Genomic DNA, 22618 nt, shown 5'->3' with positions numbered 1-22618 from the left:
CGGAAGCGGCGTCGAGGTCGTGGTCGGCGTGCGTCAGGCTTCCTGGCATGCGCACGCAAGTCGGCATCGTGGGAGCGGGACCGGCGGGCCTGCTGCTGTCCCACCTGCTCGCCCGCGCCGGCGTCGACTCCGTGCTGCTCGAGGCCCGCAGCCGGGAGTACGTCGAGCAGCGGGTGCGGGCGGGCGTGCTGGAGCACCCCACCGTCGAGCTGCTGCGCGAGGTCGGGCTCGCCGACCGCCTGGACCGCGAGGGCATGCCGCACGAGGGCATCTCGCTGCGCTTCGAGGGCGTGGACCACCGCATCGACTTCACCGACCTCGTCGGCCGCGGGATCACCGTCTACGGGCAGCAGGAGGTCGTGAAGGACCTGATCGCGGCCCGCCTCGCCGCCGGTGGTGACGTCCGTTTCGAGGTCTCCGACGTCGCGCTCGACGGGCTCGCCGACGCGCCGGTGATCTCCTACTCCGACACCGGCGGCACCCGCCACGAGCTGCGCTGCGACATCGTGGCCGGCTGCGACGGCTTCCACGGGATCAGCCGCGGCACGTACGCACCGGAGGTGTTCGACCGCGAGTACCCCTACGCGTGGCTCGGGATCCTCGCCGAGGCCGCCCCCACGCAGCACGAGCTCGCGTACGCCAACCACGCGAACGGGTTCGCGCTCTACTCGATGCGCAGCCCCGAGATCACCCGGCTCTACCTGCAGGTACCGCCCGACACCGACCTCGCAGACTGGCCGGACAGCCGGATCTGGGACGAACTGGGCACCCGCCTCGCCGCCGACGGGTTCGGCCTCAACGAGGGCCCGGTGCTCGAGAAGGGCGTCACCGGGATGCGCAGCGTCGTCGCCGAGCCGATGCGGCACGGGCGGCTCTTCCTGGCCGGCGACGCGGCGCACATCGTGCCGCCCACCGGGGCGAAGGGCATGAACCTCGCCATCGCCGACGTGCGGGTGCTCGCCGAGGCGCTCTCGGCGTACTTCGCCGGTGGGGACGAGGCCGGCCTCGACGCCTACTCCGACACGTGCCTGCGCCGCGTATGGCGGGCCGAGCACTTCTCGTGGTGGATGACGTCGATGCTGCACAACGCGCCGGACGGCGACCCGTTCACCCGCCGTCTCCAGCTCTCCCAGCTGCGCTACACGGTGGCCTCCCGCGCCGCCGCCACCAGCCTCGCCGAGAACTACACCGGCCTACCCCACACGGGAGGAAATCGATGACGCTCGCCCATCCCGCCGGCTACCGGCCACCACCGGAGGGCACGCACCCACCGCTGGACTACCCGGGCTACAAGAGCACGTCGCTGCGGGCGCCCTCGCAGGCGCCGATCGTGCTGCGGAACCGGCTCACCGAGGTCACCGGCCCGCTGCTGACGGCGGGTCACGACGACCTGATCGGCCCCAGCGACCACGACCTGACCACGCAGCACGGCGGTGAGCCGATCGGCCAGCGGATCATCGTGTTCGGGCGGGTGCTCGACAGCGACGGCCGCGCCGTGCCGGACACGCTCGTCGAGGTGTGGCAGGCCAACGCGTCCGGGCGTTACCCGCACAAGAACGACAACTGGGCCGGCGCGCTCGACCCGAACTTCACCGGCGGCGGGCGGGTGCTCACCAACTCCGAGGGCGAGTACTCGTTCACCACGATCAAGCCCGGCGCCTACCCGTGGGGCAACCACCACAATGCCTGGCGGCCGGCGCACATCCACTTCTCGCTCTTCGGCCGCGCGTTCACGCAGCGGCTCGTCACGCAGATGTACTTCCCGGACGACCCGCTGTTCGGCCAGGACCCGATCTTCAACTCCGTGCCGGACCCGAAGGCCCGCGAGCGCATGATCTCGACGTTCGATCTCGACGCCACCCGGCCGGACTGGGCGCTCGCCTACCGCTGGGACATCGTGCTGCGCGGCCGTGAGCAGACCCCGTTCGAGGAGCCCCATGAGTGACCTGGTGACCCCGTCGCAGACCGTCGGGCCGTTCCTCTCGCTCGGCCTGACCTGGACCGACGGGCACCTCGTCGTCCCGGAGGGGAGCCCGGGTGCGATCCGGATCGCGGGCCGGATGTTCGACGGCGCGGGCGCCCTCGTCCCCGACGGCGTGGTCGAGACCTGGCAGGCCGACGCGAACGGCCGCTTCGACCACCCCGACGACCCGCGCGGGGCCTCGGGGTCCGGCTTCGGCGGCTTCGGCCGCTGCCCGACCGACGACGAGGGCCGCTTCCAGATCATCACCGTGAAGCCGGGCCCGCTCGGCGACGGCCAGGCCCCCCACATCGACGTCACGGTGCTGGCCCGCGGCCTGCTCCAGCACCTCGCCACCCGCATCTACTTCCCGGACGAGGCCGCGGCCAACGCGGCGGACCCGCTGCTGTCCTCCCTGCCGGCCGAGCGTGCGGCGACGCTGGTCGCCGAGGCGGCGGGCGAGGGTGAGCTCCGCTTCGACATCCGCCTCCAGGGCGAGGGGGAGACGGTCTTCCTGCAGGTCTGACGGCGAGGCCTGGGGACTCGGGCGGCGCGGCTGATCGGCGGGAACGGGACATCAGGTGCACCGGTGCAGCTCGAGTCCCGATCCGACCGATCACGGCCATCTGGTATCCCGAACCGGAAGTCCACCACATAACTCGACGGCCCAGCGGAACCTGGATCCGCCGATTTATGCACCGGACTTCCGGTTCGGATCGCTAGAGCCAGCCGTTCTCGTCGGCGATGCGGGCGGCCTCGGCGCGGTTGGCGGCGCCCGTCTTGCCGATCACGGCGGACAGGTGGTTGCGGACCGTGCCGCCCGAGAGGTGGACGGCGCGGGCGATGTCGGCCACGCTCGCGCCGTCGCGGGCCGCGCGCAACACGTCGCGTTCCCGCTCGGTGAACGGGCTGACGCCGCGGGCGAGGGACTCCGCGGCCAGGCCCGGGTCGACCACCCGCAGGCCGGCGTGCACCTTGCGGATCGCCTCCACCAACTGCTCCGGTGGGGAGTCCTTCACGACGAAGCCCGCCGCACCGGCCGCCATCGCCCGGGCGAAGTAGCCGGGCCGGCCGAACGTCGTGCACATGACGATGCGGCAGGACGGCAGCGCGGCGTGCAGTGCGGCCGCCGCGGTGAGGCCGTCGGTGCCGGGCATCTGGACGTCCAGCAGCGCGACGTCGGGCGTGGTGCGGCGGGCCGCCTCGAGCACCTCGGCACCGTCGCCGACCTCCGCCACCACCTCGACGTCCGGCTCGAGATCGAGCATCGCGGCCAGCGCGCCGCGGACGAGCGCCTGGTCGTCGGCGAGCAACACCCGGATCATCACGCCTCCGCGTACAGGCGGAAACCCTTGCCGGGCAACGGTTCCGCGGTCAGCCGGCCGCCCACCGCGGCCATCCGTTCGGTGAGCCCGGCCAGACCGTTGCCGGGGTGGGGCGGGCCGGTGGACCGCCCGTCGTCGCGGATCTCCATCGAGCGCGCACCCAGCCGGACCTCGCAGCGGGTGGCCCCGCTGTGCCGGATCACGTTGGTGACGCCCTCGCGCAGCACGTACGCGAACGGCTCCTGCAACTCGTCGGCGACGTCGTCCACGGCCTGCGGGAACACGGCGTCGATGTCGGCCGCCCGCAGCGCCTCGTGCGCCCCGGCGAGCTCGGCGGCCAGCGAGGGCCGCCGATAGCCGGACACGGTGGCGCGGATCTCGGTGAGCGCCTGCCGGGACAGCCGCTCGGCGTCGTGCAGCTCGGCGAGCGCCCGGGCCGGCTCGGCCCCGCTCTCCAGGATCCGCCGGGCCAGCCCGGTCTTCACGGTGATCGTCGTGAGGCTGTGCCCGAGCACGTCGTGCAGGTCCCGCGCCACCCGGGCCCGCTCGTCGGCCACGGCGAGCGTCGCGATCCGGTCCTGGGCGGCGCGGAGCTGGTTGATCGTGCGGATCAGCTGGGTGAGCGTCACCATGCCGACGGTCAGCATGATCAGCGCAGAGGTGTCGCCCCAGTCGACCGCGCCGTCCACCGCCCAGGTGCCTGCGACGACCGCGACCGTCGTGAGCAGGCTGATCACCACCCCCCACCGCAGCGGCAGCATCAGGATCGCGGCGGCGACCGCGTACGCCAGCATCGTCAGGTGGCCCGGGTCGGCGGTGACGAGCGCGAAGCCGGAGCCGGTGAGGAAGAGCCATGCGATCACCAGCACCCGGGGGAGCGGCGCCCACAGCTGGCCGAAGTACAGCGTGAGCAGGTAGCTCACGAGGTAGACGCCACCGATCACGACGAGCGCGGCGCGGTTGCCCGGCGGCGCTGCGTTCCACTCCTCGGCGACGGTGCGCACGAAGAAGACCAGGAACACCGACGCGCCGATGACGCTGCGCCGGCGGACCCGGCGGGCGATCGCCGGGTCCTCGGGGCGTCGGACCGGCCATTCCAGGAGGTCGACGCCCTGCACGACACGCACGCCGATGACCTTACGACCGCTTCCGGCGGTGGCGCTTCACGGTGGCGAGCGTCCACAGGATCAGCAGTCCCATGGCGGCGAAGCGCAGCAGCTGCGAGAGCCCGGCCGCGGTGTCCACTGGCAGGCTGTAGGCCACGACCACGCGGGCCACTGCCTCGACCAGCATTCCGACGCCCCACACCGCGGTCAGCATCCGGAACATGTGCCGGAACCCCGCCGAGTGGCGCCACAGCCGCTCGAACTCGCCGCGGTACGCGGGCCGGAACCTGGCCGCGGCGTGCCAGATCATCGGCCGGCCGTACGCGCAGGTCCCGAGGAAGATCAGTCCGGCGACCGCGGTGCTGAAGGACTCCTTCGCCACGAGGAAGCGGGCGTCCCCGGTCAGCAGCGCGAACCCGAGCCCCACCCCGAACTCGGCGAGCATGAACGCGGCGAAGCCGTCGAACCGGCGGGTGCGCAGCCACACGTACGCGATCCGCAGGCCCGCGGTCACCGTGCCGCCGAGCAGCGCGACGTACGGCGACGCACCGAGGGCGCGGAGCCCGTAGTAGGCCAGCAGGCTCAACCCGATGTCCCAGAACAGCCCGAGGAACATCGACCACTGGGGCGCGGCCTTCTCCGTGGCGGGCGCGGGGGCGGGGGAGCGATACGACGTCCGATCCATGCCTCGAAGACTGCTGCCCGCCGAGCCCCGGCGCCCACGACAGCGGTCACGACCTGGACGTGACATCTGTCAGTCCCGGAATGACGCTCCGCTCTGAGCGTTCCCACAGGTGAGTGACAGCGCGTCCCTCGCTCCGGATGAGATAAAGGGGATCAACGAGGGCGGTCGGGAAGGGTGTGGTCGGGATGGTGAGCCCGCTGGTCGCGGCGGCTCGCTTCCGGCTGCGCCACCCGCTCTTCGTGCAGGTCGTCCGCTACATGATGGTCGGAGGCCTCGGCACCGCGGTCAACGCGGCCGCGTTCCTGTCCCTGCGCACGGCCGGGCTGGATGCGGTGCCGGCGAACCTCGTCGCGCTGCTCGTGAGCACGGCCGTGAGCACGGAGGCGAACCGCCGGTTCACGTTCGGTGGAACGGCCGTTCACCCCTGGCGTTCCCGCGTGCAGATCGGCGGCACCGTCCTGTTCTACGCGTTCTACAGCTCGGCCGTCCTGCTGATCCTCGGGCTGGTCCTCGACCCGACGCCGGTGGAGGAGACCGTGGCCCTTGCGGCCGCGAGCGTCCTCGGCGGGGCCGGCCGGTTCCTCGTCATGCGCTACTGGGTGTTCGGCGCGCAGCATGATGCCCCGGAACCTGGCAGGGTGGACATATGGGACGAACGAGTCTGACCCGGTCGCTCGCGGCGCTCCTCGCGGGCGTCGTCCTCCTCCTGACCTCGGCCGGCTCCTGCGGCGGTGGCGAGGACGACGACGGCGACGACGCACCCGGCGTCACGCAGCAGGACGGCGAGGGCGACGACGACTGACCGGCGCGGCGGCCGCGCGGCGCATAGATTCGGGCGCATGACCGCTACCCAGTCCCGTACCGAGGCGTTCGAGCGCGAACCCGTGGCGCTCACCGAGCGGATCACCTCCGACGGGTCGTCGGCGTGGCCGGTCGAGCCCGGCCGGTACCGGCTGGTCGTCGCGCGGGCGTGCCCGTGGGCGAACCGCAGCGTGATCGTCCGGCGGCTGCTCGGGCTGGAGCCGGTGCTGTCGATGGGGATCGCGGGCCCGCTCCACGACGAGCGGAGCTGGCGGTTCCACAACGACCCCGACAACCGCGACCCGGTGCTCGGCATCGAGTACCTGCGCGAGGCCTACGAGGCCGCCCACCCCGGCTTCGACGCCGGGGTCACCGTCCCGACGGTCGTCGAGATCGCGAGCGGCAGGGCCGTGACCAACAACTTCCAGTGCCTCACGCTCGACCTGTCCACGCAGTGGCGCGCGCACCACCGTGCCGGCGCGCCCGACCTGTACCCCGAGGCGCACCGGGCGGAGATCGACGAGATCAACGACGCCGTCTACCGCGACGTCAACAACGGCGTCTACAAGTGCGGGTTCGCCAAGGGGCAGGCGGCCTACGAGAAGGCCTACTCGGCGCTGTTCGCCCGGCTCGACGCGCTGTCCGAGCGGCTGGCCACCCGCCGCTTCCTGGTGGGGGACACGATCACCGAGGCCGACATCCGGCTGTGGGTCACGCTCGTCCGGTTCGATGCCGTCTACCACGGCCACTTCAAGTGCAACCGGGAGAAGCTCGCGGAGATGCCGGTGCTGTGGGCCTACTCGCGGGACCTGTTCCAGACTCCCGGCTTCGGCGACACGATCGACCTCGAGCAGATCAAGCAGCACTACTACGGAGTGCACGCCGAGATCAACCCGACCGGGATCGTCCCGCTCGGCCCCGACCCGCAGGGCTGGCTCACCGCGCACGGGCGCGAGGAGCTGGGTGGGCGCCCATTCGGCGACGGCACCCCGCCCGGCCCGCCACCGGAGGGGGAACGGGTACCCCCGATCGCCTGAGCCGGCCTCAACCACCGAGCAACTCGTACTCGACGCCTGCTGCGTCGTACGTCTTGGCCGCCCGCTGATCGAGACTCAGCAGTACCGCGCCGCCGCGTTGCGCGGCAAGCGCGACGACGAGGTCGTAGATGGCGCCGCGTGCGATCCCGCCTCGCACGGCGATGTCGAGGACGTCCGTCGACGGCGTACTCACCAGCCGCGGCACCGAGCCGGGAAAGTGACCGTCGAGAAAGGCCGTGACGAGGTGCGCCGGCACGCGGCGGGGAGGCGGCAGCCGGGTGAGGACCGAGAAGGTCTCGACCGCCACGTGATCGACGATCGCGTCCACCCGGTGGACTGCCGCGGCTGCTGCCGTGTGGTCGGCGTGCCATCGCGCGAACGCGGCGACCAGCACCGATGTGTCACACGTGATCACCTGCGCGTGCGTTCCAGGAGGTCGCGCACATCGGACGCGGTCAGAGCCGGGACGTCGACGTCCGCGACTTCCGCGGCGAGGAAGCCCCGCGCTCGACGAGCTGAACAGGCGCCGAAAGCGGTTCGATCTCGATCCGTCCGTCGCGTTCGGTGATCTCGAGCTCCTGCCCGGGCTCGAGCGACGCGGCCTGACGCAGCTGCTTCGGGATGACGACCCGGCCTGCCCCGTCGATGGTAGTCCGCATGGCAGAACTCGACCATTTCGCGGCGCAGGCCACGTCGCACCGACCTTCCGGCCCGGATCCGGGCGCCCGGCCAGGCGGAGGAGGATGGGCCGGGATGACGGTTCGCAAGTCGCTCGTCGTGCTGCTCGCAGCGCTGGCCGGGGTGGTCATCGCGACGGCCCCGGCATCCGCGACGCCACTCCCACCCCCACCGCCCCTCACCGGCGAGCACCTCGGCCCCGACCGGCTGCCGCACTGCTCGGACGTGCTGGCGGGGATGTCACCGCGGGACAAGCTCGCCCAGCGGCTCATGGTCGGCGTCGACGGTGCGGATCCGCGCGCGACCGCCGAGAACGTGCATGCCACGCAGGTGGGTGCGATCTTCGTCGGCGGCAACGCCACCGCGCTGCTCACCGACCAGGCGCTGCGCGGGGTGCAGGCGATGGCCCGGATCCCCCTCGCCGTGGCCGTCGACGACGAGGGCGGGCGCGTCCAGCGCATCGACACCCTCGACGGCGAGCTGCCCAGCGCCCGCGCCATGGCGCGATCCCGCACCCCGGAGCAGGTGCGCGAGCTGGGCGAGCAGCGCGGGCGGGAGCAGCTCGCGCGCGGCATCACGATGAACCTGGCCCCGGCCGTCGACGTGACCGGCCGGTCCTCGGCCATCGGCGACCGGTCCTTCGCCGACGACCCCGAGACGGTTGCGAGCTACGCCGCCGCGTTCGCCGAGGGGCAGCGCGACGCGGGCGTCTACACGGTGCTCAAGCACTTCCCCGGGCACGGCCGCGCCGACGGCGACTCGCACAAGGGCCGCGTCACCACCCCGGACCTGGCCGACATGCGCTCCGACGACATGCGGCCCTACGCCACCCTGCTCGGCCCGGGCGGGCCGCTCGCCGACGGCCGCACCGGCGTGCTCGTCGGGCACCTGGACGTGCCCGGCCTCACCACGGACCTGCCCAGCTCGCTCACCCCCGAGGTGTACGCGCTCCTGCGCCAGGAGGTCGGCTTCGACGGCCTCGTGCTCACCGACGACCTCGGCGCGATGGACGCCATCACCGACGAGTTCACCCTGCCCCAGGCCGTCGAGCGCGCCCTGGAGGCGGGGGCGGACATGGCCCTGTGGTCCAGCGGCGGCCGCATCACCCCGGTGCTGGACCACCTGGAGCAGTCACGGCTGGACGTGCGGTCGACCGACGAGGCGGTGACCCACATCCTGAAAGCGAAGCGCGTCTGCTCCTAGGGCCTCTCGCAGCATGGTGGCCATACTCCGGTTGAACCGGAGTATGGCCACCATGCTGCGGTTCAGGGTCGGCTGGTGCCCGCCCGCTCCATTCCTCGCCGCACCGCGTCGGCCAGGTAGGGGCGCAGGCCCGTCGCCGGGACGATCGCGTCCACCGAGCCCACGCGCTGGGCGCGCTCCACGCTGTGGGCGGCGTCGAACTCGTCCGCCACCTGGCCCAGCACCTCCGCCCGGACGCCGGGGCGCAGGGTGGCCAGCTCGTTCGTGAGCCGCGCGGCCTCCTCCTCCGCCCCGTTCTGGCGGGCCTCGGCGATGCGGGCCTCCAGGTCGGCGACGCGCGGGTCGCCGGCCGTGCGCTTGTTGACGTCGCCGGCGAACACGACGGCAGCGGCGGGCGCGCCGCCGATCACCGACGCGTACGAGCCCTCGACGGCGGCGACCTCCATGTTGTCGTTGAGCGTTCCGCTGAACACCACGAACGCGCCGCCGTGGTACCGGGAGACCACGCAGAACACGATCGGCCCTTCGAAGTTCACGACCGCCCGGCCGATCTCGGCCCCGTACTCCAGCTGCAGCTGGCGCAGCGACTCCGGGGAGCCGTCGAAGCCCGACAGGTTCGCGAGGATCACGAGCGGGCGGTTGCCGCTCGCGGCGTTGATCCCGCGCGCCGTCTTCTTCGACGACCTCGGGAACAGCGTGCCCGCCGTGAACGTGGTCGGCCCGTCCATCGGCAGCAGCCCGCGCCGGGGCAGGGGCCGGGACTCGACGCCGATGAGGGAGATCGGCTGCCCGCCCAGGTGCGCGTCGAGCACGACCACGCCGTCGGCGTCGATCATGTCGATCCAGCGTTCGAGCGTGGGGTGGTCGGCGTCGGCCACCGCGCGCAGCAGCGAGCGGATGTCGAAGGGCTTCTTGCGCTCCGGGTTGGCGGAGAAGATCTCCCCGACCTGCGTGAAGTCGCACCCGGGGCCCGCGTGCGGCGAGTCGGAGATGTCGCGGTCCACCGGGTCGGCCGTCGGCGCCGGGCGCGGGAACCGCTCACCGGGTGCGCGGTAGGTGTGCGAGTAGTGGGCGAGCAGCACGTCCACCGCCCCGGACAGGTCCGGCGCCCAGTACTGCGCCTGCCCGTTCGGGCCCATGATCCGGTCGTACCCGCCGATGCCGAAGTTGTCCTCCGCGGAGACGCCGCCCGAGTAGTCGAGGGCCTGCTTGCCGGTGAGCACCATCGCGCTGTCCGGCGTCATCACGAGGATGCCCTTGGTGTGCATGAGCATCGTGGCCTCGGCGTTCCAGTACGGCTGGGCGCCGACGTTGATGCCGGTGACGACGATGTTGATCTCGCCGCCCTCCTGCGTGAACTCGATGATCCCGCGCAGGGCCCTGGCGACCCAGTCCATGTTCTCCACACCGGAGTCCATGGCGATCTTCGCGCCGGCCGACACCGCGAACCACTCGATCGGCGCGTCCAGCCGTTGCGCGAGCTCGATCGCAGCGAGCACGCGCGCGCACTCCGGCTCGGCGAGCGCGCCGAGCGCCTTGGTCGGGTCACCGATGAGCACGACGCGGGTCATGCCCTCCGGGTAGCGCCGGGTCGGCGTGGTGACGGTGCCGAGCACGATGTTGGCGGTGTTCTGCCCCGGCGGCCGCTCGACGACGACGGGGGCGCCGTCCGGGCCGAGGTCGTACTCGGTGAACGTGCCGGTCGGTCCGCCGCGGTCCGGGCTGCGCTGCAGCATCGGCACCAGCTCGTACGGGTAGACGGCACCGCGCCTGCGCGCCCGGATCACCTTCTGCGCGTAGGCGTCCAGCTCGCGCATGGGCTCCGTCGGCGGCTCGGTGACCTGCACGGTCAGGCCTGCGCCCGGCGGGCGGGACATCCGCAGCAGGTACTCCCGGGGCTCCCCGGTGCCGTCGCCGATGTGGCGGAACTGCACGACGACCTGCTCCAGGCCGAGCCCCACCGAACGGGGCGCGAGCACTCGCACCACCGAGTCGAGCTCCTCGAACGGCACGTCGACCACCGGCCAGACGTAGAGCAGCACCCGGTTCCAGTCGAGGCGCGCGTCCTCGCGGCTCGCGGCGCGGGCGGAGCGGACGGCGTCCAGGCAGGAGTCGAGGACCTGCTCCAGCTGGGGGAGGGCCCGGATGTGGCCGCCGCGCGCAGCGTCAGCGGAGCGCGCATCAGCACTGCCGTCGTCGCCGTTGCGCAGCACCGTGAGCTCCCGGACGTCCGAGAGCGCGATGAGGCGCTTGTCGGCGGGGACACCGCGGCCCTCGGCGCGGAACAGGTGCACGTCGATCGGCGACGGCAGCCGGGTGAGCTCGAAGTCGGTGAGGCGCCAGAGCCCGAGCCGCTCGGCGACCATCGGGTGCAGACCGCGCAGCGTGCGGTCCTCCACCGGCTTGCGGTCCGGCCCGGCGGTGAACGTGAACCAGGCGGACCGCTCGTCGCCGTGCGGGCGCCGCACCGCCACCGCGACCCGGGCGAGCCGCTCCGGGAGCCGCCCGAGCATCGCGCGGATCTTCTCCGAGGAGCGTTCCGGGTCGGCGTCCGGTGCCTCGCCGGCGATGATGTAGAGGTCGAGCAGCACAGTGCTGGGGTCGGGCAGCTGCGCGATGAGCCGGCGCAGGTCGCCCTGCACGGTCATCGGGTCGCCGCCCGCCGGTGCGTCCGGCGCGGTGTGGACCGTGGTGGCGAGCACGGTGAGCTCGCTCCGCTCACCCACCCCGCCGGCTCCGCGAGCTCCGCCGGCTTGCCGTCCCCCGGACCCGTGCTCGTAGCGGGCAGTGAGCAGCGGACGGCCGCCGCGGTCGGTCACCTGCAGGTCGTACAGGGTGCGGATGCGGTAGTAGCGCCGCGTCATCACCTCGAGCATCGCCGCGTGGTGCTGCGCGCCGAACACCCCGAGGATGGGCTCGCCCGCGGACACGATGGTGTCGATCTGCCGCGCCCGCACCGCGGGGTCGTCCGACAGCCGGTCCAGCTCTGCCCGCACCTCCGCCTGGCCCTCGGCCCGCTCGGCCACGATGAGGGGCGCGTCGAACAGGGTGTAGCGCACCCGCCGGGCGAGGCTGCCGACCACCGGGTGCCGCAGCTGGGTGGCCGTGACGAGCCGGTCGAGCATGCGTTGGTAGTCCGTGCGCGCGGCGGGCGGGAGCGACTCGGGGTGGCGCAGCCGCCACTCCAGCAGCTCCAGCACGACCGGCACGTGCGCGGTGGCCCTCCGGTGCGCGAGGAACATCCGGTACAGCGCGCTGTTCAGCGCACCGGCCGAGACGGGGTCCGACGGTGCCAGGTCCGGCACGTCGTAGTGCCCCAGCGCCCGGCGCAGCCGGTCGCGGAACGACTCCGGCAGGCCTTCGGCGTCGGCATCGCGCGAGCGCAGGAACGCGTACAGGTACTCCTGCGGGTTGCGCGCCTCCTCACCGGCCGGGTCGATCTGCTGCGTCTCGTCCTCCGGCCCGCGGCGGTTGCGCGAGAGCGCGCACAGGTCGGCGAAGATGCGCAGCACCGCCGTCTCGCCGGCGAGCACACCGGGGTCGTCCGGCGAGAGCTCGGCGCGGGCGGCGGCGAGCGCGGCGAGGAGCGGGCGGGCGTCGCGCTCGTCGATGTCGTAGCCCAGTACCAGGAAGCGCAGCGACCGGAGCGCGTCGGCGGCCCACGCGGCCGCGTCGGATCCGGTGACCGGCGGGCCGGCCAGCTGCGTGAAGTCGGCCCGCTCGCCGCCGGCCGTGCCCCCCGCGTCGCCGTCGGGTTCGAGGCGCACCAGCCGGGTGCCGCCGTCCACCTGCGTGTTGGCGGCGACGAGCACCTCGCGCACGCGACCCGACACCGGGGCGCGCAGGGCCGTCTCCAGCTTCATGCTCTCCACGACGGCGACGACGTCGCCCGCCTGGACGGTGTCGCCCGGTGCCACCGGGATCGCGACGATCACCGCCGGCGCCGGGGCCCGGACCAGACCGGCCTCGCCCCCGGAGATCCGGTGCACGGCGCCGTCGACCTCCACGAGGAAGTCCGGGCCCTGCGGCACCGAGAGCACCGAGTACGACTGCCCGGCCACGGTGAGCTTGCGCTCGAACCGGCCGGTGCGGTCCGCGTCGACGTCGACGGCCTTGCCGTCGAGCTCCACGTGGTAGCGGGTGCCGCGCGACTGGGCCACCAGCAGCCGGTACGACTCGCCTGCCGCCCGCACGTCCACCTGGTACCAGGTCTCGTGACCGACCTCGGGGCGTCCGCGTTCCGCGGAGGCGAACAACCGCTCCCGCTGCCGCGCCACGTGCGCATCCTGCGCCTCCACGGCCGTGGCGAGCAGCGCGACGTCCATGCGCCGCGGGGGCTCGTAGCCGTCGGCCATCATCCGGTCGAGCCAGGTGGTCTCGAGCTTGCCGGAGCGGACCTCGGGCCGGTCGAGCAGGTCGAGCAGGAAGGCCTTGTTCGTGGTGCCACCGTCGATCACCGCGGCGGTCTGCCTGAGCGCCCGCGAGAGCCGGGCCCGCGCCTCGTCGCGGTCGCGGCCCCACGCGATCACCTTGGCGATCATGGAGTCGAACTGCGGCGGGATCACGTCCCCGGCGGCGACGCCGGTGTCCACGCGGACGCCGGGTCCGCTGGGCAGCGCGAGGTGCTCGATCCGGCCCGGCGCGGGGGCGAAGCCCTGCTCGGGGTCCTCCGCGGTGAGCCGGGCCTCGATCGCGTGCCCGCGGGCGGGCGGGGCCTCCGGGGCGATGTCGGCGAGCTTGCCGCCCGCGGCGACGTGCAACTGCAGCTTGACGATGTCGACGCCGGTGGTGGCCTCGGTGACCGGGTGCTCCACCTGCAGCCGGGTGTTCACCTCGAGGAACGACAGCAGCCGCTCGCCCGGCTCGTACAGGAACTCGACGGTGCCCGCGTTGACGTAGCCCGCGGCCCGCGCCAGCTTCGCGGCCGACGAGCGCAGCAGCCGCTCCTGCTCGGCGTCGAGCGCGGTGGAGGCCGACTCCTCGAGCACCTTCTGGTTGCGCCGCTGCACCGAGCAGTCGCGCACGCCGAGCGTCCACACGTCGCCGGAGGCGTCGGCCACGACCTGCACCTCGACGTGGCGGCCACCGGGGATCGCCCGCTCCAGGAACACGGTGGCGTCGCCCGCGGTCTTCGACGCCTCGGAGCTCGCGCGCTCGAACGCGTCGGCGAGCTGGTCGGGGGAGTCGACCCGGCGGATGCCGCGCCCGCCGCCGCCAGCCGTCGCCTTGACCATGAGCGGGTAGCCGATCCGCTCCGCGTGCTCCCGGGCCGCCGCGACGTCGGCCACCGGGCCGCCGCTCCACGCGGCGAGCGGCACGCCGACCTCCTCGGCCAGCAGCTTCGCCGCGATCTTGTCGCCGAGCCGCTCCATCACCTCGGGTGACGGCCCGACGAACACGATCCCGAGCTCGCGGCACAGCCGCGCGAAGTCGGCCTTCTCGGACACGAAGCCCCAGCCGGGCCACACCGCATCGGCGCGGGCGGCGCGCAGGCCCCGCTCCAGCTCGGCGTAGTCGAGGTAAGGGCTCGTGGCGAACGCCTGCTCCGGGTCCTCGGGACCGATCAGCACCGCCTCGTCGGCCTCGCGCACGAACATGGCGTGCCGGTCGACGGCCGTGTAGAGCGCGATCGTGCGCAGCGGCGCGGCGCCGTTCCCCTCGGACAGCTCGGCGTTCCACTCGCGCACCGCGTGGATGAGGCGCATCGCCGGCTCGCCGCGGTTGACGATGGCGACCCGTTCGAACTGCGTCACGATCTTCTTCACTCCCGTCGCTGGTGCCCGGTGCACCGTACGCCGCGACCACCCAACTCGACGCCACCCGCGTCGCACAACCTGCAGGCGGGGGACGTCGGGGCAGAATGTGCCGGTGCGCACGGCGAGCCGGGACGGCCTCACCTTCGACGTGCACGAGCTGGGCCCCCCGGGTGGCGATCCGGTCCTGCTCCTGCACGGGTTCCCACAGCGGGGCGACTCATGGCATGCCGTCGCCACCCGGCTCGCCGAACGCGGCTACCGCACGCTCGCGCCGGACCAGCGCGGCTACTCGCCGCGGGCCCGCCCGACCGGTCGCGACGCCTACCGGATCGAGGAGATGGTGGACGACGCGCTCGCCGTGGTGGACCGGCTGGTCGGCCGGAACGCGCGCGTGCACCTCGTCGGGCACGACTGGGGTGCCGCCGTCGCATGGCGGCTCGCGGCGCGGCACGGCGAGCGCCTCCGCACGCTGACCGCCGTGTCGGTGCCCCCGCCCGCGGCCTACCTGCGCTCGCTCCTGACCACGCGGCAAGGGCTCGCGTCCTGGTACGTCTACGCGCTCCAGCTGCCCTGGCTGCCCGAGCGCCTGCTCGCCGCGAAAGGCGGCCCGTTCTCGCGCCGCTTCGTGGCGGCGCTGCGCCGCACCGGCCAGTCCAAGGCGGCCGCCCAGCGCGACGCGGCCGGCCTCGCCGACCCGGCCGCGCTCACCGCCGCGATCAACTGGTACCGCGGCATGTTCTCCGGTCCGCCGGGTGAGCCGGACCCGCCGGTGCGGGTGCCCACCCTGTTCGTCTGGAGCGACGGCGACACCGCCCTCACCCGGCAGTCCACAGAACTCGTGGACCGGCACGTCACCGGGCCGTTCCGCTACGCCGAGCTGCGGGGCGTGAGCCACTGGGTGCCCGACGAGACCCCCGATGAGCTGGCCGCGCTCGTGCTCGAGCACGTCGCCGAGCACCCTGCCTGATATGGAGATCCTCTCGGGACGGGTGTTGCTGCGACCCGTCGACATGCAGCGCAGCCTCGCGTTCTACCGCGACGTGCTCGGGCTCGCGATCGCCCGCGAGTTCCCCGGCGGCACGGTGTTCTTCATCGGCAGCGGGTTCCTGGAGCTCTCCGGGAGCGCGGACGCGCCGGCCGGTCCCGCCGTGGCCTTGTGGCTGCAGGTCCGCGACCTCGCGGCGGCCCACCGCGAGCTGGCCGACCACGTCGCGCGCGAGCCGCGGCAGGAGCCGTGGGGGCTGCACGAGATGTGGATCAGCGACCCGGACGGCACGAGGATCGTCGTGGTCCAGGTCCCGGAGGACCACCCGATCCGCCGCGACCCGCGCTGAGGCCGCCCGGACGGTCGCACACCAACTCGGGTGCTCACACACCAACTGCAGTTCGTGTGTGAGCACCGAAGTTGGTGTGTCGGGCCTCGGAGGCGGCCGCGAACCGGGCTTCTCAGGCCGCTTGCGCGGTCGGTTCCACGACCGCCGGGAGGGCGTCGGCCACGGCGGGGCGGGGGGTGAGGGCGGCGATCGTGGCGCCGAGGGCGGCAGCGGTCGCGGCAGCCAGGTAGATCACCGTGTACGCGTCCGCCGCGGGCAGCAACCGGCCGGCGACGGTCGTCGTCAGGCCGGTGGCGATCGCCGCGACGAACGAGCTGCACGAGGACGTGCCGAGCATCCGCATGAGCGTGTTGAGGCTGTTGGCGGCCGCGGTCTCGTCGCGCGGCACCGAGTCCATGATCAGGAGCGGGATCGCGGAGTAGGCAAGCGCCGCGCCGATCGCCGTGGTGGTGGACGCCGCCACGATCAGCGGGAGCGAGCTCGGCAGCGTCGCCATCAGCACGTTGCCCAGCGCGAGGATCGTGGCGCCGAGCACGAGCGTGGTGCGTGCGCCGCGGCGTCGCGAGACCCGGGCCGAGACGGGCGAGAAGATCGTCATGGCCGCGCCGATCGGGAGCAGCGCGACGCCCGCCGCCACGAGCGACAGGCCGAAGCCGTACCCGGTGGCCCGCGGGGCCTGCAGGATCTGCGTCGTCACGAGGAAACTCGCGAACATCCCGAAGCCGACCACGATGGACGCGACGTTCGTCCAGAGCACGGCGGGGCGGGCGGAGACCCGCAGGTCGACGAGCGGCCGGCGAAGGCGCAGCTCCCAGGCGACCCACAGCGCGAACACGACGGCCGCCGCGGCGAGCAGGCCGAGCACGAGCGCGCTGCCCCAGCCCCACTCGTTGCCCTTCGAGATCGCGAGCAGCAGGCACACCAGCGCGGCCGACAGGCCCAGCGCCCCCGGCAGGTCGAACCGGCCGCCGGAGCGCAGCGGCGACTCCCGCACGACGAGGAGCACGAGCACGAACTGCACGACGCCGAGCACCGCGGCCCCGACGAAGAGCCACCGCCAGCTCGCCTGCTGCGCGACGATGCCGGTCAGCGGCAGCCCGATCGCGCCACCGATGCCCAGCGACGAGCTCATCAGCGCGATCCCGCTGCCGACGCGCTCCGGCGGGAGCACGTCGCGCATCACGCTGATGCCGAGTGCGATCACGCCCATCGCGACGCCCTGCAACGCCCGCGCGGCGATGAGCACCCCGACGTTCGGGGCGACGGCGCCGAGCACCGATCCGACCGTGACGATCGCGAGCCCGGCGAGCAGGATCCGGCGCTTGCCGTACATGTCGCCGAGCCGCCCCATGACCGGGGCGCACACGGCGGCGGCCACCAGTGTGGCCGTGACCAGCCACGCCACGGTCGACGGCGAGGACGACAGCAGTTGCGGGAACTGCGGGAGGAGCGGCACGACCAGGGTCTGCATCAGCGAGACGGCCAACCCGCACGACGCGAGCACGCTGATCACGACCGTCGGGCGGGGGGATGTCACCACATCAGATGAGCACGGGGTCGTTGCCATTAGCAAGCATGTGGAACGGGGAACACCTCGATGGCCGGGCTGGTCCGAACGGGCGCGACCGGGCATCCTGTACCGGTCAAGAAGACCGTCGTCCCCAGTGCCGGGGCGCTACGCAGCCGACGCAGGGAGCGCCGTGAGCACCGCTTTCCCGGACGAACACGACAGCCCGCCGCACGAGGCCTCCGTCGTGGAGCTGCCTCGCGTCGAGCCGCCCCCGGACCTCACGATCGACACGCTGGGAACGGCCCGCATCACGTCCCCGATGGCGCCGCTGCTGGACGCCACCCGGACCACCGAGCACTACATCAACGAGCACGACCGCGTGCTGCTCGACGACACCCTCGCCGGCATCTCCTCCCGCGGAGTCGCCCCGGACCAGCTGCCCGGCATGGAGCCGTGCGGCCCCCGCCGGAAGATCTTCTTCGACCCGGCCAAGACGCGCGCGGCGATCGTCACCTGCGGCGGCCTGTGTCCGGGCCTCAACGACGTGATCGCCGGCATCGTCCGCACCCTGACCTACCACTACCGCGTCCGGCGCGTGGTCGGCATCCGCAACGGCTACCAGGGGTTCGTCGCGAACTACGGCCACGACGTCGTCGACCTCACCCCGGAGTCGGTGCGCGACATCGCGACCGACGGCGGCACCGTGCTCGGCACGTCCCGCGGGCCGCAGGACCCCGAGGAGATCGTCGACTGCCTGGAGCGGCTGCACGTCAACATCCTGTTCGTGGTGGGTGGCGACGGCTCGATGCGCGGAGCGATGCAGATCGCGCGGACGATCGCCGACCGCGGCCTCCTGATCGCGGTCGTCGGCGTCCCGAAGACGATCGACAACGACATCCCCTACATCGACCAGAGCTTCGGCTTCCAGACCGCGTTCAGCCTGGCCAGCGACGCGATCCGGGCCGCGCAGGTGGAGGCCAAGTCCACGGCGGGCGGCATCGGGCTCGTCAAGCTGATGGGGCGGCACTCCGGCTTCATCGCCTGCTACGCGGCGCTCGCCCGCAGCGGTGCCGACGCCGTGCTGATCCCGGAGGTCCCGTTCGCGCTGGACGGCGAGCACGGGTTGCTCGCGCACGTGCGGCGCCGGGTGTCCGAGCGCGGGCACGCGGTGGTGGTCGTGGCCGAAGGCGCGGGCCAGGAGCTCCTCGGCGGGAGCGACGAGGACGCGCGCGACGCGTCGGGCAACGCGCGGCTGCACGACATCGGCCCCTGGCTGCGGCGCCGCCTCGCGGACCACTTCTCCGACGTGGCCGTCGAGACCTCGATCCGCTACATCGACCCGAGCTACGCGATCCGCAGCGTGCCGGCCAACCCGTACGACTCGGTGTACTGCGTGCGGCTGTCGCAGGCGGCGGTGCACGCGGCGATGTCCGGGCGCACCGAGATGGTGGTGGGCCGCTACCGCCGCCGGTTCGTCCACATCCCGATGCACGTGGCGGTGAGCCGGCGCAACCAGGTCGACCCGCACGGCGACCTGTGGATGGCGGTCCTGGAGTCCACCGGCCAGCCCGCCCGCTTCGGCTGACCGGACCACCCGTGAGTGGAAACGAGTGCTGGAGCACTCGTATCCACTCACGGGTGGGCAGCGATACTGGGGGTGTGCACGGGCTCGCGATGCGCTTCCTCGGCCACTCCACCGTGCGGCTGGAGCTGGCCGGGTCGGTCGTGCTCACCGACCCGGTGCTCACCGGCCGCGTCGGCCCGCTGCGCCGGGTGGGCCCGCAGCCGGACCCCACGCACTTCGCGGACACCGACCTCGTCCTGCTGTCCCACCTGCACGGCGACCACCTGCACCTGCCGTCGTTGCGCCGGCTCCCGCGCACGGCGCGCGTGGTGGTGCCCCGGGGCGCCGGGCGGTGGCTGCGCGGCCGCGGCATCCGCAACGTCGACGAGCTCGCCCCCGGCGAGGACCTCGAGCACGGGGCGCTCCGGGTGCACGGCGTGCCGGCGGAGCACAGCGGCCACCGGTTCGGGCCGCGCTCCACCCACGGTCCGCAGGCTGCGGCGATGGGGCACGTCATCGAGGGCGGGTGCCGCCGGGTCTACGCGGCCGGCGACACGGACCTGTTCCCGGGCATGGCGACCTTCGGCCCGCTGGACGCCGCCCTGCTGCCGGTGTGGGGGTGGGGGCTCACGCTGGGCCCCGGCCACCTCGACCCGCGCCGCGCCGCCGAGGCCGTCGGGCTGTTGCGGCCGCGGGTGGCCGTGCCGGTGCACTGGGGAACGCTCGCCATGACCGGCCTGCCGCACCTGCCCGGGCGGATCGGCGAGCGGATGCGCAGGCTCCTGGTCGAGCCGCCGCAGCGGTTCGCCGCGGCCGTGGCAGCGGCGGGGGAGCGCACCCGGGTGCTGGTGACGGAACCGGGGGCCGCGGTCGCCCCGCGCGGGGCACGGCCGGTGGTGCGATGACCACCGTCCAGGCAGCGGGCTGGACGGACCCGTCCGCGCTCGGCTACTCCGCGCTCTTCGGCGGCGTGCTGATCGGCTCGATCGTGCCGATCGTGCCCACCGGCGCGGTCGTGGGTGCTGCCGCGGCGATCGCCGTCTCCACCGGCAGCATGTCGCTCCCGCTCGTGCTCGTGCTGTCGGTCGTCGGGGCGTTGCTCGGCGACCTCGTCACGTTCGCATTCGCCCACGCGGGCAGCTCGGTCGCCCAGCGCTGGGTCACCGGGCGCCAGTCGCCCGAGCGGCTGGCGGCGGCGCGGGCGCAGTTCGAGCGCCGCGGCGGCGTGCTCATCGTCATCGGGCGGTTGATGCCGGCCGGCCGGATCCCGGTGCTGCTCGCGGCGGGCGCGCTCGAGTACCCGTGGCGGCGCCTCGTACCCGCCGCCGTCCTCGGGTGCATCCTGTGGGCGATCGCGTACGCGGTGCTGGGCGTGCTGTCCGGCGGGCTGTTCGACAACCCGGTGCTCGCCACGACGCTGGCGGCGCTGCTGGTGCTGGTGCTGGCCGGGCTCGGCTCGCTGGTGTCCGTGTGGCAGCGCCGCAGGCGGGACCGCTCGGGTGCGGCGCGGTGATGGCGCCGACGGGCGGTGGCCGGCTCGTTCGCGGTGGGCGCGTGGTCGCGCGCGTGCTGCTCGTGTGGCTGCTCGCGGTGGGCGCCCTGCGGCTGCTCGACGTCTGGCTCACCGGGTTCTCGATGCCCGAGTGGTGGCAGCCGACGGTCTGCGCGCTCCTGTTCGGCGTGCTGAGTGCGGTGGTGTGGCCGCTGGTGCTGCGCGTCGCGCTGCCGGTGGCCGTGTTCACGCTGGGGATCGGCTCGTTCCTGCTGCTCGGTGCGGGGGTGATGGCGATCTCCTTCGCCGTGCCCGGCGTGGTGATCACGGACTTCGGCACCGCCGTGGTGGTGGCCGTCGCGGTGGCGGCGCTGGGGTCGGTCGTGAGCAGCGTGGTGGGCCTCGACGAGGACGAGCTGTTCTTCCGCCGCACCGCGCGCCGCGGTGCCCGCGGCGGCACGTCCGGCGACGAGACGATGCCGCCCGGGGTGCTGGTCCTGCAGGTCGACGGGCTCGGCTTCGACACGTTGCGGCGCGCCGTCCGCGACGGTGACATGCCCGCGCTCGCCCGCCTTCTCGACGACGGCAGCCACCGGCTCGCCGGCTGGCACACGGACTGGAGCTCGCAGACCGGTGCGAGCGTCTGCGGGATCCTGCACGGCGACAACCACGACATCCTCGGGTTCCGCTGGTACGAGAAGGACCGCGATCACGTGATGGCGTGCTCCAGCCCGGAGGACGCCGCGGAGATCGAGCGCCGGCACTCCGACGGGCGCGGGCTGCTCGCCGTCGACGGTGCGGCGCGGGCGAGCCTCTTCACCGGTGACGCCGCGCACACGAGCCTCACGATGAGCGCGTTGCCGCTGATCAGCGGGGCGGGCCGGCGCGGGCGCGGCCGGGACGGCGTCGGCGCCGGCTACTACGGGTACTTCGCCAACCCGGCCAACGCGCTGCGCACGGTCGTCGGCGCGCTGGTCGACGTAGCGCGGGAGGTCTCGGCGGCGGTCCGGCAGCGGCGGGCCGGGGTGCGGCCGCGGGTGAGCCGGGGCGGGTTCTACCCCCTCGCCCGGGCGGGTACCACGGTGATCGCCCGCGACGTCGTGGTCGCGGCGATCATCGAGGACATGATGGCCGGCCGGGCGGTGGTGTACGCCGACTTCATGGGCTACGACGAGGTGGGCCACCACTCCGGGGTGGAGCGCTTCGACTCGCTCGCCGTGCTGCGCGGCATCGACCGGCAGATCGGCCGGCTGCACCGCGCCACCCAGCTCGCGCCCCGGCGCTACCACATCGTCGCGCTCTCCGATCACGGCCAGACCCAGGGCTGGGCGTTCGCCGACCGCTTCGGCGAGTCGATCGAGGCGCTGGTCGGGCGGCTGTGCGGGGAGCCCCAGCCGGACCCGCGCCGTGGATCGCACGCCGGGTCGGCCCGCACCGCGGAGGGCTGGCAGATCGATGCGGTGCTCGCCGAGGCGTCGTCCGGCGGGGGCCCGATCGCGCGCAGGTTGCGCGCCCGGGTCCAGCGCGCCGCCGACCGGCCGCGCACGCCCAGCGGTGCCCCGGGCGCGGTGGCGCGGGTCGCGCCGGGGGTCGTGGTCGTCGGGTCCGGCCACCTCGCGATGGTGTCGTTCACCGGGCACGAGGGCCGGGTGGAGCTGGAGACGATCGAGAGCGAGTACCCGGAGCTGTTGCCGTCGCTGGTCGACCACCCCGGTGTGGGGTTCGTGCTGGTGCGCAGCGGCGAGTTCGGGCCCGTCGTGCTCGGCCGCGACGGGCTGCGCAGGCTCGCCACCGACGTCGTCATCGGGGACGACCCGCTCGTTCCCTACGGCCCGCACGCCGCCGACCTGGTGCGCCGGGTCGACGAGTTCCCCCACTGCGGGGACGTGATGATCAACAGCCGGTACGACCCGACGCGCGACGAGGCGTCCCCGTTCGAGCCGCACGTGGGCTCGCACGGCGGGCTGGGCGGCGCGCAGACCCGTGCTTTCCTCCTGCACCCGGCCGAGCTGTCGCCGCCCGCCGAGATCGTCGGGGCCGAGGCCCTGCACGGTGTGCTGCGCGGCTGGCTGACCCAACTCGGCCACCCGCAACCGGTCCCGGCGGAGGTTCAGGAAAGCCACATTCATGAACCTGCAGGACAGTAAAGTGGCTTTCCTGAACTTCG

20 protein-coding genes are annotated in these 22618 nt (G+C 73.5%); 13 read left to right on the top strand and 7 right to left on the bottom strand.

From position 1 onward, the window contains the following. Positions 1–47 precede the first annotated feature (47 nt). Genes ACU436_RS31000 through pcaG form a run of 3 tightly spaced genes read left to right on the top strand, consistent with a single transcriptional unit; the run spans position 48 to position 2486 of the window. Positions 48–1220, top strand: a complete 1173-nt coding sequence (locus ACU436_RS31000; RefSeq protein WP_459030548.1) for a 4-hydroxybenzoate 3-monooxygenase — start codon at positions 48–50, stop codon at positions 1218–1220. Continuing rightward, the gene (gene pcaH / locus ACU436_RS30995; protein ID WP_459030547.1) at positions 1217–1945 is read left to right on the top strand and encodes a protocatechuate 3,4-dioxygenase subunit beta; all 729 of its coding nucleotides are present in this window, start codon (positions 1217–1219) and stop codon (positions 1943–1945) included. The genes ACU436_RS31000 and pcaH overlap by 4 nt, the downstream gene beginning before the upstream one ends. Further along, on the top strand, positions 1938–2486 hold the full coding sequence (gene pcaG, locus ACU436_RS30990; RefSeq protein WP_459030546.1) for a protocatechuate 3,4-dioxygenase subunit alpha: 549 nt from the start codon (positions 1938–1940) through the stop codon (positions 2484–2486). The genes pcaH and pcaG overlap by 8 nt, the downstream gene beginning before the upstream one ends. A gap of 193 nt (positions 2487–2679) precedes the next feature. Here pcaG and ACU436_RS30985 read toward each other — a convergent pair whose 3' ends face one another. From ACU436_RS30985 to ACU436_RS30975, 3 genes are read right to left on the bottom strand one after another with little or no spacing between them, the layout of a single operon-like run. After that, positions 2680–3285 carry a response regulator transcription factor gene (locus tag ACU436_RS30985; RefSeq protein ID WP_459030544.1) on the bottom strand — a complete coding sequence of 202 codons (606 nt, stop codon included), beginning with the start codon at positions 3283–3285 and terminating at the stop codon, positions 2680–2682. After that, a complete protein-coding gene (locus ACU436_RS30980; protein WP_459030543.1) occupies positions 3285–4412 on the bottom strand; it encodes a sensor histidine kinase in 1128 nt (375 codons plus the stop codon). Before ACU436_RS30980 ends, ACU436_RS30985 begins: the two co-directional genes overlap by 1 nt. A gap of 10 nt (positions 4413–4422) precedes the next feature. Continuing rightward, entirely contained in the window at positions 4423–5076 is a 654-nt protein-coding gene (locus ACU436_RS30975) for a VC0807 family protein (RefSeq protein ID WP_459030542.1), read from the bottom strand. A 185-nt stretch (positions 5077–5261) separates the two neighbouring features. On the opposite strand from ACU436_RS30975, the gene ACU436_RS30970 reads away from it, so the two are divergent. From ACU436_RS30970 to ACU436_RS30960, 3 genes are read left to right on the top strand one after another with little or no spacing between them, the layout of a single operon-like run. Next, on the top strand, positions 5262–5741 hold the full coding sequence (locus ACU436_RS30970; RefSeq protein ID WP_459030541.1) for a GtrA family protein: 480 nt from the start codon (positions 5262–5264) through the stop codon (positions 5739–5741). Further along, positions 5723–5878, top strand: a complete 156-nt coding sequence (locus tag ACU436_RS30965; protein WP_459030540.1) for a hypothetical protein — start codon at positions 5723–5725, stop codon at positions 5876–5878. Before ACU436_RS30970 ends, ACU436_RS30965 begins: the two co-directional genes overlap by 19 nt. Positions 5879–5915: 37 nt before the next feature. Then, complete coding sequence (locus ACU436_RS30960; RefSeq protein ID WP_459030539.1) at positions 5916–6914, top strand: glutathione S-transferase family protein; 999 nt, start codon at positions 5916–5918, stop codon at positions 6912–6914. Between the two features lie 7 nt (positions 6915–6921). Here the strand turns inward: ACU436_RS30960 and ACU436_RS30955 are convergent, their stop codons facing one another. Further along, positions 6922–7329: a PIN domain-containing protein gene (locus tag ACU436_RS30955; RefSeq protein WP_459030538.1), complete on the bottom strand. Its 408-nt coding sequence runs from the start codon at positions 7327–7329 to the stop codon at positions 6922–6924. Between the two features lie 40 nt (positions 7330–7369). After that, entirely contained in the window at positions 7370–7573 is a 204-nt protein-coding gene (locus ACU436_RS30950) for an AbrB/MazE/SpoVT family DNA-binding domain-containing protein (RefSeq protein WP_459030537.1), read from the bottom strand. 94 nt (positions 7574–7667) lie between these two features. Here ACU436_RS30950 and ACU436_RS30945 point away from each other — a divergent pair, with 94 nt between their 5' ends. Next, positions 7668–8795, top strand: coding sequence for a glycoside hydrolase family 3 N-terminal domain-containing protein (locus ACU436_RS30945; RefSeq protein ID WP_459030536.1), 1128 nt, complete (start codon positions 7668–7670; stop codon positions 8793–8795). A gap of 62 nt (positions 8796–8857) precedes the next feature. Here the strand turns inward: ACU436_RS30945 and ACU436_RS30940 are convergent, their stop codons facing one another. Continuing rightward, on the bottom strand, positions 8858–14548 hold the full coding sequence (locus ACU436_RS30940) for an ATP-binding protein (protein ID WP_459030535.1): 5691 nt from the start codon (positions 14546–14548) through the stop codon (positions 8858–8860). 115 nt (positions 14549–14663) lie between these two features. Between ACU436_RS30940 and ACU436_RS30935 the strand changes: the two genes are divergently transcribed. Together ACU436_RS30935 and ACU436_RS30930 are read left to right on the top strand one after the other, a co-directional pair. Then, positions 14664–15518, top strand: coding sequence for an alpha/beta fold hydrolase (locus tag ACU436_RS30935; protein WP_459030534.1), 855 nt, complete (start codon positions 14664–14666; stop codon positions 15516–15518). 1 nt (position 15519) lies between these two features. Continuing rightward, positions 15520–15885 carry a VOC family protein gene (locus ACU436_RS30930; RefSeq protein WP_459030533.1) on the top strand — a complete coding sequence of 122 codons (366 nt, stop codon included), beginning with the start codon at positions 15520–15522 and terminating at the stop codon, positions 15883–15885. Positions 15886–15997: 112 nt separating this feature from the next. On the opposite strand, the gene ACU436_RS30925 is transcribed toward ACU436_RS30930, so the two are convergent. Beyond that, complete coding sequence (locus ACU436_RS30925; protein ID WP_459030532.1) at positions 15998–17422, bottom strand: MFS transporter; 1425 nt, start codon at positions 17420–17422, stop codon at positions 15998–16000. Positions 17423–17639: 217 nt separating this feature from the next. Here ACU436_RS30925 and ACU436_RS30920 point away from each other — a divergent pair, with 217 nt between their 5' ends. The 4 genes from ACU436_RS30920 (at position 17640) to ACU436_RS30905 (ending at position 22598) form a co-directional block, all read left to right on the top strand. Continuing rightward, positions 17640–18980: an ATP-dependent 6-phosphofructokinase gene (locus tag ACU436_RS30920; RefSeq protein ID WP_459030685.1), complete on the top strand. Its 1341-nt coding sequence runs from the start codon at positions 17640–17642 to the stop codon at positions 18978–18980. A gap of 74 nt (positions 18981–19054) precedes the next feature. Next, a complete protein-coding gene (locus ACU436_RS30915; RefSeq protein WP_459030684.1) occupies positions 19055–19864 on the top strand; it encodes an MBL fold metallo-hydrolase in 810 nt (269 codons plus the stop codon). Then, complete coding sequence (locus ACU436_RS30910) at positions 19861–20472, top strand: DedA family protein (RefSeq protein WP_459030531.1); 612 nt, start codon at positions 19861–19863, stop codon at positions 20470–20472. Before ACU436_RS30915 ends, ACU436_RS30910 begins: the two co-directional genes overlap by 4 nt. Beyond that, complete coding sequence (locus ACU436_RS30905) at positions 20472–22598, top strand: phage holin family protein (RefSeq protein ID WP_459030683.1); 2127 nt, start codon at positions 20472–20474, stop codon at positions 22596–22598. The genes ACU436_RS30910 and ACU436_RS30905 overlap by 1 nt, the downstream gene beginning before the upstream one ends. Positions 22599–22618 lie beyond the last annotated feature (20 nt).

The organism is Pseudonocardia wallangbongensis (assembly GCF_054486945.1).
The sequence above is the reverse complement of the archived record's forward strand: the minus strand, read 5'-3'. Positions and strand labels throughout refer to the sequence as shown.

Coding starts and splice junctions, on each gene's coding strand:
- ACU436_RS31000 (WP_459030548.1), top strand. CDS start 48: ATGCGCACGCAAGTCGGCATCGTGGGAGCGGGACCGGCGGGCCTGCTG.
- pcaH (WP_459030547.1), top strand. CDS start 1,217: ATGACGCTCGCCCATCCCGCCGGCTACCGGCCACCACCGGAGGGCACG.
- pcaG (WP_459030546.1), top strand. CDS start 1,938: ATGAGTGACCTGGTGACCCCGTCGCAGACCGTCGGGCCGTTCCTCTCG.
- ACU436_RS30985 (WP_459030544.1), bottom strand. CDS start 3,285: ATGATCCGGGTGTTGCTCGCCGACGACCAGGCGCTCGTCCGCGGCGCG.
- ACU436_RS30975 (WP_459030542.1), bottom strand. CDS start 5,076: ATGGATCGGACGTCGTATCGCTCCCCCGCCCCCGCGCCCGCCACGGAG.
- ACU436_RS30970 (WP_459030541.1), top strand. CDS start 5,262: ATGGTGAGCCCGCTGGTCGCGGCGGCTCGCTTCCGGCTGCGCCACCCG.
- ACU436_RS30965 (WP_459030540.1), top strand. CDS start 5,723: ATGGGACGAACGAGTCTGACCCGGTCGCTCGCGGCGCTCCTCGCGGGC.
- ACU436_RS30960 (WP_459030539.1), top strand. CDS start 5,916: ATGACCGCTACCCAGTCCCGTACCGAGGCGTTCGAGCGCGAACCCGTG.
- ACU436_RS30950 (WP_459030537.1), bottom strand. CDS start 7,573: ATGCGGACTACCATCGACGGGGCAGGCCGGGTCGTCATCCCGAAGCAG.
- ACU436_RS30945 (WP_459030536.1), top strand. CDS start 7,668: ATGACGGTTCGCAAGTCGCTCGTCGTGCTGCTCGCAGCGCTGGCCGGG.
- ACU436_RS30930 (WP_459030533.1), top strand. CDS start 15,520: ATGGAGATCCTCTCGGGACGGGTGTTGCTGCGACCCGTCGACATGCAG.
- ACU436_RS30910 (WP_459030531.1), top strand. CDS start 19,861: ATGACCACCGTCCAGGCAGCGGGCTGGACGGACCCGTCCGCGCTCGGC.
- ACU436_RS30905 (WP_459030683.1), top strand. CDS start 20,472: ATGGCGCCGACGGGCGGTGGCCGGCTCGTTCGCGGTGGGCGCGTGGTC.